This is a genomic window from Brevundimonas sp. (genome assembly GCF_018608325.1).
Taxonomy (GTDB): domain Bacteria; phylum Pseudomonadota; class Alphaproteobacteria; order Caulobacterales; family Caulobacteraceae; genus Brevundimonas.
In genome coordinates this window covers 18860-30595 of the sequence record NZ_JABAZW010000037.1, presented here as the reverse complement: position 1 = coordinate 30595, position 11736 = coordinate 18860, and the positions used below count along the sequence as shown (strand labels likewise).

At 65.1% G+C, this 11736-nt stretch carries 7 protein-coding genes; 4 read left to right on the top strand and 3 right to left on the bottom strand.

The annotated features are described in order from the left end of the window. Positions 1 to 263: 263 nt before the first annotated feature. From QZ281_RS04055 to QZ281_RS04045, 3 genes are all read right to left on the bottom strand, one after another. On the bottom strand, positions 264 to 2618 hold the full coding sequence (locus tag QZ281_RS04055) for a glycoside hydrolase family 3 N-terminal domain-containing protein (protein ID WP_363297349.1): 2355 nt from the start codon (positions 2616 to 2618) through the stop codon (positions 264 to 266). Between the two features lie 219 nt (positions 2619 to 2837). After that, on the bottom strand, positions 2838 to 5555 hold the full coding sequence (locus tag QZ281_RS04050; RefSeq protein WP_292225002.1) for a TonB-dependent receptor: 2718 nt from the start codon (positions 5553 to 5555) through the stop codon (positions 2838 to 2840). A 119-nt stretch (positions 5556 to 5674) separates the two neighbouring features. Next, positions 5675 to 6709 (bottom strand): LacI family DNA-binding transcriptional regulator, encoded by a 1035-nt coding sequence (locus QZ281_RS04045; protein WP_292224999.1) that lies wholly within the window; start codon positions 6707 to 6709, stop codon positions 5675 to 5677. A gap of 127 nt (positions 6710 to 6836) precedes the next feature. On the opposite strand from QZ281_RS04045, the gene QZ281_RS04040 reads away from it, so the two are divergent. From QZ281_RS04040 to QZ281_RS04025, 4 genes are all read left to right on the top strand, one after another. Then, on the top strand, positions 6837 to 8090 hold the full coding sequence (locus QZ281_RS04040) for an MFS transporter (RefSeq protein WP_292224997.1): 1254 nt from the start codon (positions 6837 to 6839) through the stop codon (positions 8088 to 8090). A 68-nt stretch (positions 8091 to 8158) separates the two neighbouring features. Then, positions 8159 to 9289 carry a glycoside hydrolase family 5 protein gene (locus QZ281_RS04035; RefSeq protein WP_292224995.1) on the top strand — a complete coding sequence of 377 codons (1131 nt, stop codon included), beginning with the start codon at positions 8159 to 8161 and terminating at the stop codon, positions 9287 to 9289. Between the two features lie 321 nt (positions 9290 to 9610). Then, complete coding sequence (locus QZ281_RS04030; RefSeq protein WP_292224993.1) at positions 9611 to 10303, top strand: hypothetical protein; 693 nt, start codon at positions 9611 to 9613, stop codon at positions 10301 to 10303. Beyond that, positions 10194 to 11736: DNA polymerase Y family protein (locus QZ281_RS04025; RefSeq protein WP_292224991.1), on the top strand; the 1543-nt coding region annotated here is incomplete at its 3' end. The genes QZ281_RS04030 and QZ281_RS04025, both read left to right, overlap by 110 nt.

Sequence of the window (11736 nt, the reverse complement as noted above, 5' to 3'; positions counted from 1 at the left end):
GGTGACGACGGCGGAGACTTGCGTGCTCCATTGGACAATAGTTGACGTTAAAAGGCAGTGAAAGCCACTAAGCGCCAAGAGCGGCCATGCCGACCACGCCGTAAACGCGACATTGCGCGGATGGATCGGAGGTCTGCATTCGGACACGGTGCCAAAGGCGCAAACCGACCCGTTGTGGACATTGACAGCCGAACGATGACGTAACCGCCTACACGCCACCAAGTATGCGATAGGACCTCTGTCATTGGCACCGCGCCTAGCTCTCAATTCGCAGGACAGGCCGCTGCCGTATCGTGGGGCGCGAGACCGATGTCGGCCAGAGAGAGGCGCAGACCGACCTTTGAGGCGAGGACGAAAGGTGTTTCTACGGCGGCCACTCCGATTGCAGTTGCATCGAAGCAGGCAAGCCGCACCCTGATCGTGCGCCATTCGCCGACCTTGGCGTCCTGAAGCAGAGGCTGGATATTGATGCGGTCCTTGCCGAAGCCCAACTCGATCGGACCCGACGCTGGGGCGTCCAGTCGAACGGCTGCGGTCAACACCATATCGCCATTGCGTTGACGCGACAGATCGACCGCAGGGCCGAAGATGACCGCTTCGGCCTCACCGGTGAAGTTCAGGGCCATGGCGCTTTCCTGGGCCGCGCCGTCAGCGGCGCTGACCGAGACGTTCGCCCTCGGGCTGGCGGCCGCCAAGCGCTGGCCAACGCGGGAATCGCCGCCTTCATCGCGCAGGATCAGAGACCAGGGCGACTGGACGCGGCCATCACGGAAGTAGCGGTCCAGATTGCTTTTCGAGACGCTGGCGGCGCCCGCCTCCGACAAGGCAGGCACGACCTCAGGGTGGGCGTAGCTCAGGCCATAGCCGTAGGCGAACTGCGGATCATAGTTCGCATCCCCGACATTGAGCACGTCCTGATCCGACGAACGCGGCCAGGAGAAGGACAGTTTGCCTGTGAAATCATACGAGGTTTGAGCGGCTGGATGGGCCACCAGAACATCGGCGACGCCAGCGCCTTCCGCGCCCGGCAGCCAGGCGGCGACAAAGGCGTCGGACGCATTGATCTCTGGATTGACCCACAGCGGGCGACCGCTGAGGAAGACCGACACCGTCGGGATGCCCGCCGCCTTCAGACGTCGCAGCAGGGCCAGCGGCTCTTCCGGCAGGAAGTCCAGGGTTTCGATGTCGCCCTGGAACTCGGCGTAGGGGGTTTCACCAAAGACCACGACGGCGACGTCAGGCTTCTGGCTGAACTCGCCGTCAGCGTTCAGTTCAGCCACGCCGCCTGCCTCGGTCACGGCTTCCTTCAATCCGGCCCAGATCGATGTGCCGCCGGGGAAGTCGGCGTTGGTGGTGTCCGCGCCCTGCCAGGTCACGGTCCAGCCGCCCGAGGCCTGGCCGATGGAATCCGCAGCGGTTCCAGCGACCAAGACCCGAGCACCCGCGCGGATCGGCAGCACGCCGTCATTCTTCAGCAGCACCAGGGATTTACGAACGGCCTCGCGCGCCAGAGCGCGGTGCGCGGGCGATCCAAGCACGTCGGTCCGGCCTTCGATCGAGCGGTCGCGGTCGTTGCCGAACACGCCCAGCTTGGCCTTGACCCGCAGAATGCGACGCACGGCGTCATCCAGACGTGCGGTCGGAATCTCGCCCGAACGCGCCTGGGCCAGGGTGTTGACGTAGAGGCCGCGCCAGCTGTCCGGCGCCATGAACATGTCCAGCCCGGCGTTGATCGCCTGAGGGCAGCTTTCGTTGTTGCAGCCGTCAACCTGGCCGTGGGCGTTCCAGTCGCCGACGACGAAGCCGTTGAAGCCCATCCTGCCCTTCAGCACGTCGGTCAGCAGCGCGTGGTTTCCGGTGATCTTCTCGCCGTTCCAGCTGGAGAAGGAGGCCATGACCGTCAGCACGCCCTCGTCGATGGCGGGGACATAGCCCTGGGCGTGAATGGCGATCAGGTCCGCTTCAGAGATCACGGCGTCGCCCTGATCCACCCCGTCCTGGGTGCCGCCGTCGGCGACGAAATGCTTGGCCGATCCGGCGATCCGGTCAGAGGCGAGCGGACGCCCCTCAAGCAGTTCGCCCTGCAGGCCCAGGGTCATCGGGCCGGCATAGGCAGCGCCGACCTCTGGATGCTCGCTATAGCCCTCATAGGTCCGACCCCAGCGGTCATTGCGGGGTACAGCCAGAGTGGGGCCGAAGGTCCAGTCAGCGCCCGACGCGGCGACTTCCTGAGCAGTAGCTTCGCCGATGCGGCGGATCAGGTCAGGATCGCGCGCGGCGCCCAGACCGATGTTGTGCGGGAACAGCGTCGCCCCGACGATATTGTTATGGCCGTGAACCGCGTCGATGCCGAACATCAGCGGGACAGCGGCGCCCGGCCGCGCGGCCGCAGCGGCCCTGAACGCCCGGGACAGCGCCACCCAGTCCTGAAGCGGTGCGCGCTCATTGCCGTCTGGTGACGAGTTGCCGCCCGCCAGAATGGATCCGATCGGGTAACGCGCGAGGTCTTCAGGCGTGATCGACGCGATATCGGCCTGAATGATCTGACCGACCTTCTCCTCCAGCGTCATGCGCGCCAGCAGGCTGTCGATCATGGCCTCGGTGCGCGCGTCGGTCATGGCGCGAGGACTGGCCGCCTGTGGCCAGACGGACGGATCAGCCTTAGCGGCGGCAACAGTTTGGGCCGTTATGGGCGAAGCAACGGCAGTACTGACCAGACCTGCAGCCAGGGCGATGGCGGACACGAGTGTTCGACGGGACGCAGACATGCGGGACCTCGGACAAAATACAAAAAATGGCGGCGCCGATCCGTGGACCAACGCCGCCTCAGTGAGGGATCAGAAGTTCGCGCGCAGGCGAATGCCGGCTGTGCGCGGCTGGTTCAGGAAGAGGACGTTGACCACCTCATCCGAGACCAGTTGTTTCTCGACGACCGTCTCGTCGAACGCATTGTTCACATAGGCCTCGACACGATAGCGGCCGCTGGAGGGTTCCCAGCCCGCGCCGAGATTGACCGTCACATAACCCTGCTGACGCGCCCAGAAGCCGCCGTCGCGGGCCGGGGTGCTGCGCAGGAAGGGGCTGGTCAGAGCCGCGTTCGGATCGACCGTGGTTCCCGCCATCGAGGCCTTGAAGGCGTCATAGGCGGCCTGTCCTGCCGGATCCGACGGACGGGCCACATATTGGATGACCGGCATCTCGTTGTAGATGTTCAGGTAGAAGGACGAGCGGTAGTTGGCCAGCAGGTGGAAGTCAGCGCGACCGCCGAACAGATCCATCGTCTTCTGGAAGTGAGCATTGAGGTTCACCTTGGAGACGTTGGGCAGTTCGTTCTTGGCGATGTTGACGTTGAAGTTGGGCGTGCCGTCGCCGTAGTCCGTGCCGCGCGTATCCGTCAGGGCGCCATTGTCGGCCTTGGCGTCGATATAGGCGGCGATGATGTCCAGGCGCGAGCGGAACGGCAGGTCGAACCGGGTCTCCAACTCGAAGCCCTTGATGGTCGATTGGGCGACGTTGATGTTCTGTTGCGAGAAGCCGGCGCTGGCTCCGCCCGGTCCGGTGCCCAACGACACCAGGGTCTGGAAGACCTGATCGGCATAGTCATAATAGAAGACGTTGGCGTTCAGATCGATGCGGCCGCTGGCCGGGCGGAAGGTGTTCTTCGTGCCCAGCTCGAACAGGGTGACCGATTCCGGCGAGAACATCGGCGCCGTCTGCACGCCATTGATCGTGATCGTGTCGTTGAAGCCGCCCGACTTGTGACCCGTCGAGATCGCGCCGTAGAACAGGTTCTTGTCGGTCAGGTCGTATTCGAAGCCGACGCGGTAGTCGTTGAAGCTGTCTTCATACGAACCGACCTGAGCGCCGGGCGCCGAGATCTGGAAGAAGCTGTGCTGGCCGTTCGCGGGGCAGACCTGACCTCCGCCGCCGGGCTGGATGTCGGGACGGTTGATGCAGGTGCCGTTCGGACGCGAACCGTCGGCGACGCCGGCGATCTGATCCAGGAAGGTGTCGCGCGCGCCGGGACGGAAGGCGCCCATGAAGTATTTAGCCGCTTCCTGATTATTGCCAGGCGTCGGCGCGACATAGCTTTCACGGCCGGTGAAGATCGGGCGGAAGCCCTCGGTGCCCAAGCGGGAGTTGAAGCAGCAGTTGTAGTCCAGCGAACCCAGGCCCAACGCCCAGTTGCCGCCGACGCCGTTACGCGACTTGTTCTCTTCGGTGTAGCGGAAGCCGCCCTTCAGGCGCAGCTGATCCGTGACCGGGTAGGTGATGTCGAAATAGGCGGCGAAGGAGTCAGACTTCACGTCCGGGAAGGTGAACTCGGTGCCCGAGTAGAACTGGCCCTTATCCACGACAGACAGGAAGCCGACCTGCTGCTCTTCCTTGAAATAGAACAGGCCGGTCGACCAGACCGCCTTGGAATCCGCAGGCGACGACAGGCGAAGCTCGTGGATGTCCGACGTGGATTTCGTCAGCCAGTACTGCGTGCCGAAGTTGTCGTAATCAACATTGGCGGCGCCATAGCCGGGACGCACGACGCCCTCGTTGGCGGCGTTGACCTGATAATAGTCGACGTCGCGTCGGCTGGCCGAATATTCGAGCACGGCAGGACCGAAGTCATACGAGGCGTTGAGCGCCAGACCCCAGTTGTCGTTCTCGACCAGCCCCTGCGGCCCGCGGAACAGGACTTCACGCAGCTCCAGATTGTCCGGCTTGCCGCCATTGACCAGGCCGTTGCGGATGTTGGTGGCGGGATAGCCCGTGCCGCGCTCGGATTCATAGTCGCCCATCAGGGTCAGCTTGAAGCGGTCATTGGGCTTGTACAGATACGAGGCGCGGGCCGAGAACAGCTCCTGAATGCCGGTCGGCTTCAGCGAGCTGTCGTTGCCGACATTCTTATAGGCCGTGCCGCGATCTACGCCGTAGATAGCCAGACGGACCGCCTGATCCTCGCCGATCGGCAGGTTGAGCGCGGCCTCATATCCCGAAGTGTCCAGCGTGCCGATCTCGGCCTGGGCGTAACCACTGCGGTCGCCCAGACGCGGCATGTTCGGAATGATGTTCAACGTGCCGGCGACGGCGTTGCGGCCGCGCAGGGTGCCTTGCGGGCCCTTGGCGATTTCAACGCGTGAGATGTCGAAGAACATGCCGCCCAGGCCACGCGGACGCGGCAGATAGACGCCGTTTAGGTGGGTCGCCGCCGAGGGATCGCCCAGCTCGGTGTTGTTGGCCGTGCCCACGCCGCGGATGTAGATCTGGACATTGCCTTCCTGATTGGAGATCGACAGGCCCGGAACCGCCGATTGCAGATCCTCGATCTGATCGATGCCCACGGCCCGCAGATCCTGGCCCGAGATCGCCTGTGCAACGCCCGCATATTTCTGAAGCGACTGCTCGCGGCGCTCGGCCGTGACCACCACGTCGCCGACATCTGTGGCCTGATCCCGCGGCGCGCCGGCGGGCGGTGCGGTCTGGGCCCACACCCGTCCCGGACCAGCGGCGATCGCCAGTGTGGCGCAGCCAAGCAGAAGCGATTGTTTGAAGCAGATCATGGTCTTCCCTCCCCGTGGGCCCTGTTCTGCAGAGCTCCAACTGATGACACACCCGACGATGCGCCGTTCCCAGGTTGAAACTGACGCTGTTTGACAGCGCTGTCAATGATCATCTTGAATTAGCCAGGCGGCTGGGTCGAAGCCCGTTCCACGAGGGTGTAGTCGATCTTCTTCACCGTTCGGGCGGGGTCGCGCGCCGCTTCCAGCAGCATCCGCGTCGCCGCAGCGGCCATCTCGGCGACAGGTTGGCGCACGGTTGTCAGGGGCGGCGTGCTGAACATCGCGCTGGGCGTATCGTCGAAACCGCAGACCGAAACTCCGCCTGGCGTGGACACGCCCAGAGACGCCGCCGCGTTCAGAACCCCCAGCGCCATGTCGTCATTGCTGGCGAAAATCGCGCTGGGCCGACGGGTGCTTGTCAGCAACGCCTTCCCCGCCCTTTGGCCCGAAGCAAAGGTGAAATCACCCTCGACGATCAGTTCAGGCTCGGTGATCAAATCATGGGCCGAAAGCGCCTCTTCATAGCCCAGACGCCGGGCCTGGCTGGCAGGATAGGCGGCTGGCCCCGAAACGAAACCGATCCTGCGATGCCCCAGACCAATCAAGTGAGCCGTCATGTCCGCCGCGGCCTTACGATCATCCATGAAGACGCGCATGCCCCGGCCCAGGTCGCGATCCGCCCCCAACCGCACGAAGGGCGTGCCGTTGCGCTCAAGGATATCCAGAACGGTCGGATCATCGGCATTGGGCGGGGTCAACAGGACGCCGTCGGGCCGCAGCGAACGCAACAGGGCCGACAGCCGCGCCTCCAGGCTGGACGCGCCATAGTCCACCAACTCCACGAGCAGATGGTATCCAGCCTTGCGGCACTCAACGAGGGCGCCAAACTGAAGACGGCTTAGGTAATCGCTGCCACGCCCGCTGCGCCAGTGCTCCAGCGTCAGATCCGCATCAACAAAGGCCGCGATCAGATAGGAGGACGATCCGGCGAGTGTTCTGGCCGACAGGCTCGGTCGATAGTCCAGACTATTGACGGCGTCCTGAACCTTGGCCTGGAGCGCCGCGCTGACATTGGGCTCGCGGTTGAGCACGCGTGAGACCGATTTGATGGAAACGCCGGCAAGAGCGGCCACATCATAGATTGTCGCCGGCATTCTGGACCGAGTCCCTGCTGACGACCGCACCCCGTCGCCGCTTCGAATATGTCCTATGCCGTGTTTGCGGACGGCGTCGCAAGATTTCGCTCGCGAAGCTTGGCGACAATCGCCACAGTTTAGCACCATGCAGACTGTTGATGATGTTGAACGGACGCCCACCACGCGCGTCTCTGCGGGGTTCATCGCCGTTCTGACCCTGGCCTATATCGGGGCCTATATTGCTTTTGTCCCTCTTCTCAGCCTGCTGACGCCCATGCAGGCCGAAGCCATCGCGCCTGCTGACAAGATCGGCCTGCTCAGTCTGGTGACTCTGTGGGGCGCGGTGACGGCCAGCGTCGCCAACTTGGCCATCGGCTGGGCCAGCGACCGCACCGCCAGCCCTTTCGGCAAACGGCGCCCGTGGGTGCTTTGCGGCCTGATCGGGGTCGTCTGCGCCTATGCCCTGATCGCCAGAGCCTCCACGCCGCTCGCCCTTCTGGCGGGCGTCATGACCTTCCAGTTTGCCTTCAACCTGCTGTTCGCGCCGCTCCACGCTGTCTTCGCCGACATGGTGCCCGACGACCAGAAGGGTCAGGTGGCCGCCTTCATCGGCATAGCCGCCCCCATCGGCGCCGCAAGCGGGGTTCTGATCGCGGCGCCCGCCCTGTCCGATATTTCAGCACGGATGAGCGCCCTCAGCCTGCTGGTGATCCTTTGCATTCTGCCGCTGCTGGTCATCTGGAAAGAGGCGCCGTCCGCACCGGTTCGGCGGCAAATCAGGGACGCCGCGCCCTCCCCCATAATCCGAAAGGGACTTGATCTCGACTTCGGGTTTGTCTGGACGTCACGCTTCTGCTTCCAGATTTCCGTCAGCGTGATCAGCGCCTACATGTTGTTCTACCTGGCCGACCACGCCCGGTACGAAAGCCAGTTTCCTGGCTCGACAGTCGAGAGCGGTCTGGCGCGGCTGATCGCCTTCTCCACGTTTCTTACCCTTGCGGCAGGCTTTGTCGGCGGATTGGTTTCAGACCTTTTCGGCCGTCGAAAGCCCTTCATCCTGCTGTCGGCCGTCCTGATCGCGGGCGGGCTTCTGATCTTCGCCTTCTATCCCAAATGGCCGGGACCGCTTCTCGGCTATGTGCTCTACGGGCTGGGCTTCGGACTTTACACGACGGTGGACACCGCCCTGGTCGCCCAGATCCTCCCCTCGCGACGCCATACCGCCAGGGACCTGGGCGTGATGAACCTGACCAACACCCTGCCCGCCGTCCTGGCGCCCGTGCTGGCTATAGCCGCGCTGGGAACCGACCGCTCCGACTGGCCCATGCTGATGATGGCGTGCGCAGGCATAGCCTTGCTGGGCGGCCTGACCGTAGAAGGTGTCAGGCGCGCGCGATAGTTGACATTACGACAGCGCTGTCAAATTCGAAATCAAGGCCTTAAAATGGGCGGCGGAGGGTCCATTCAATGAGCAAGACTTGGTTCCGCGCCGCCGCATTCGCCGCCGCCGCGCTTCTCGCATCCACGGTCGTTTCGGCCGCATCGGCGCAGACCGCGCCCCCTGTCGTCCAGAGCGCACCCGCCCCAACGGCGCGTGAAGCCGCCGCACAGATGGGCAAGGGTTTCAACCTGGGCCAGATGTTCGACAACAGCCAGCATCCGGCGACGCTGGAGGCCGCGCGCCCCAAGATCGACGCCTATTATGCGCGTGGGTTCCGTAACCTGAGAATCCCCGTCACCTGGACCGAAGAGGTCGCCGGAACCACCCTTGCCGATCCTGACACGGGCCGCATCGACCGCTCCGCTCCGCGCCTCGCCGCTCTGACAGAAGTCATCGACTACGCCCTGTCCAAGCCCGGCCTCTATGTGGTGCTCAACGCCCACCACGAGAAACGCCTGAAGGAAGACGGCAAGGCTCAGGTGCTGGAGCAGCTGTGGTCGGAAATCAGCGACCTGTACGGCGATCGCGACCATCGCCTGATGTTCGAAATCCTGAACGAACCCCATCTGGCCAACCACGACCCGATGCCGCCCGCCACGCTGCGCAACATGACGGGACTGGCTTACGACAAGATCAGAGCCAGGGACGCAAAACGCATCGTCATCATCGGCGGCAATCAGTGGTTCGGCGCAGCGGAAATGGCCCAGGCCTGGCCGAACCTTTCCAAGGTCGGCGGCGGACGCGACCCCTATGTGATGGCGACCTTCCACCACTATAATCCCTGGGCGTTCGCAGGCGACAATCAGGGCGACTACGCCGACGCCTGGACCGACGCCGACATTCGCGGCCCCATGGAGATCATGGCGCAGTGGGCCTCCACCACCGGCGCAGGCATGCCCGTCTACATCGGCGAATGGGGCGTCGGCTGGCACAGCCGCCTGCCGACCATGAACTGCAACAACGTCCGCCTGTTCTACAGCCGCTTCCAGGCCAAGCACGCCTCGGAAATGCACATGCCCACAGCCGTCTGGGACGATGGCGGCTGGTTCCAGGTCTTTGACCACGCCACCAATAACTTCCCCAGCAACCTGATCGACTGCATCGACGGGTCCTGCACATGGGCCAGTCAGGAACGCTTCAACCCGGCCTGCCTGTAAGCTCTCTGAGTGACGCCAGTTGGAAGATATCTGGAAGCAACAGGCCGCTAAAATAGGGTTGAAGGCAATATTCGGCGCTGGAAAACCAATAGGCTGTAAGCGCCAGAACACGTCATCGCCGCTCTGCCAGAAAAGCGACATTCCTGCCCTTTGCCGACGGTCCGATTTAGTCCACCACACGGCCCTGCTTGACTCCTCCCAGGGATAAGAGCGCATATAGAACAAATGAGGAACATTTGTTCGCAACCTGATGCGTTGGCGGCGCTGAAGAGCCGCCTTGAAGCCCTAGATCGATCCGGCGGTCGTCGTGTCGGCGTGGGCATGCGCGCGGGAAGTGACGACGCCTTCGCACCTTTGGCCGAAGGCGTTCTGCACGATCTCTATGCCTCCGCCCCAGTCGACGCCGTGGCGGTCAGCGCCTTCGGCCTGGGCATGGCGCTGCGGGCGGCGGCGGGGCGTCCCATCGTCTGGGGTCTGCATGAGATGATGGCCCAGGAAGCAGGTCGGCCTCATGGCCCGGGCCTGCATGAGATGGGCCTGTCGCCACGTGATCTGTTGCTGGTGCGGACACGCGACGTGCAGACCCTGTTGGCCGTCGGCGAAGAGGCCCTGCGCAATCCCGCCGTAGGAGCGGTGCTGTTGAGCGCCTGGGGAGAGGCCAAGGCCTTCAGCCTGACGGCCAGCCGTCGACTGGCTCTGGCGGCCGAGACGGGCGGCGCAACCCTGTTCCTGGCGCGGGCGGGCGCCCTGCCCTGCCCCAGCGCCGCCGAGACCCGCTGGTCGGTGGGTTCTTACGCTTCAGAACCTCTGGAAGGCGGGGCGCCGGGACGACCGTCTTTTTCGGCGACCCTGCTGCGGCGGCGCGGCGGCGGGGCGACCGGAACCTGGATCATGGAGTGGGATCGTGAACAGCGAACCTTCAGTCCGCCCGCGCCGCTATCTGGCGGTCTGGTTCCCCTGGCTGCCCAGCGACCGGCTGCGGCGACAGGAACAGCGGCCCGCCGCGCCGCCTGAGGACGCGCCGCCTGTCGTCCTGGCCGAGAAGATCAAGGGCGCGCTGAGGCTGGCGGCTGTCGATCCGGCCGCAGCGCGAGCGGGACTGTCCCCCGGCCTGGCGCTGGCCGATGCAAGAGCGCGGACCCCCGCCCTGCGCGTCGTCGCCTATCGACCGGACCTCGACGACGCCCTGCTGGCGCGGGTGCTGGAGGATTTCGGTCGCTTCACCCCCATGATCGCGCTGGACCCGCCGCACGGCCTAATGCTGGACGTGACCGGCTGCGCCCATCTGTTCGGCGGCGAAGCAGACCTGATCCGGACGATCCAGACGCGCGCCGAACGCGCCGGTCTCAAAGCCCGGTGCGCCCTGGCGGGGACGCCCCAGATTGCTCGCGCCCTCGCCCGTTTCGGCCCCGCCGGCCGGTTCGAGCCCGGCCAGGAACGCGCCGCCGCGCGTCGCCTGTCGGTCACAGCGCTGGAACTGCCGGATAAGGAGGAACAGGCCCTGCGTCGCGCAGGGCTCAAACGTCTGGCTGATCTGGACGACCGGCCCCGCGCGCCCTTGGCCGCTCGTTTCGGCGCCGACTTCCCCACCCGTCTGGCCCGAGTTCTAGGCGACGAGGACATGCGCATCACCCCGCATCGCCCGCCCGCGCCCGTGGTGGTCGACCGCGTCTTCTTCGAGCCGATCTCGGCGCCCGAGGACATCGAACGGGTTCTCTCTGACCTGCTGGTCGAGACCGTGGACCGGCTGGATCAAACGGGCTTGGGCGGCCGCGCTTTCGAGGCCGGCTTCTATCGCGTGGACGGCGAGACGCGCCGCATCGTCGTCCGCACCGGCCGTCCGACCCGCGACGCCGCCGCGACCCTGCGGCTGTTCCGCGAACGGATGTCGGCCCTGGCCGCCCCGTTGGACCCCGGCTTCGGCTTCGACCAGATGCGGATGTCCGCGCTCTGGACCGAAGCCCTGGCGCCCACCCAACAGGGGCTGGAGCGCGAAACGCCCAGCGAAGAGGCCTTCAGCCGTCTGGTCGACCGGCTGACCGCGCGTCTGGGACCGGAGGCGGTGCTGCGCTTCGAACCCTTCGCCTCGCACATTCCCGAGCGCGCGGCGCGGCTGATCCCGGCTGCCGCCGGTCATGGCGACGAGACCTGGCCCGACCTTGATCCCGACGATCCGCCCTTGCGGCCGCTACAGATGTTCGACCCGCCCCAGCCCGTCGAGACCCTGGCCGAGGTCCCCGACGGCTATCCCTTGAAGTTCCGCTGGCGTCGCGTCCTGCACGAGGTGACGCGCGCCGAGGGGCCCGAGCGTATCAGCGGCGAATGGTGGCGCGCGCCTGGCCAGCGCACTCGCGACTACTACCGGGTTGAAGACCGCGAAGGCCGTCGCTTCTGGCTGTTCCGCCAAGGTCTCTATGGCGAAACGGCCGAGCCGCGCTGGTTCATCC

Coding starts and splice junctions, on each gene's coding strand:
- QZ281_RS04055 (WP_363297349.1), bottom strand. CDS start 2,618: ATGACCGACGCGCGCACCGAGGCCATGATCGACAGCCTGCTGGCGCGC.
- QZ281_RS04050 (WP_292225002.1), bottom strand. CDS start 5,555: ATGATCTGCTTCAAACAATCGCTTCTGCTTGGCTGCGCCACACTGGCG.
- QZ281_RS04045 (WP_292224999.1), bottom strand. CDS start 6,709: ATGCCGGCGACAATCTATGATGTGGCCGCTCTTGCCGGCGTTTCCATC.
- QZ281_RS04040 (WP_292224997.1), top strand. CDS start 6,837: ATGCAGACTGTTGATGATGTTGAACGGACGCCCACCACGCGCGTCTCT.
- QZ281_RS04035 (WP_292224995.1), top strand. CDS start 8,159: ATGAGCAAGACTTGGTTCCGCGCCGCCGCATTCGCCGCCGCCGCGCTT.
- QZ281_RS04030 (WP_292224993.1), top strand. CDS start 9,611: ATGCGCGCGGGAAGTGACGACGCCTTCGCACCTTTGGCCGAAGGCGTT.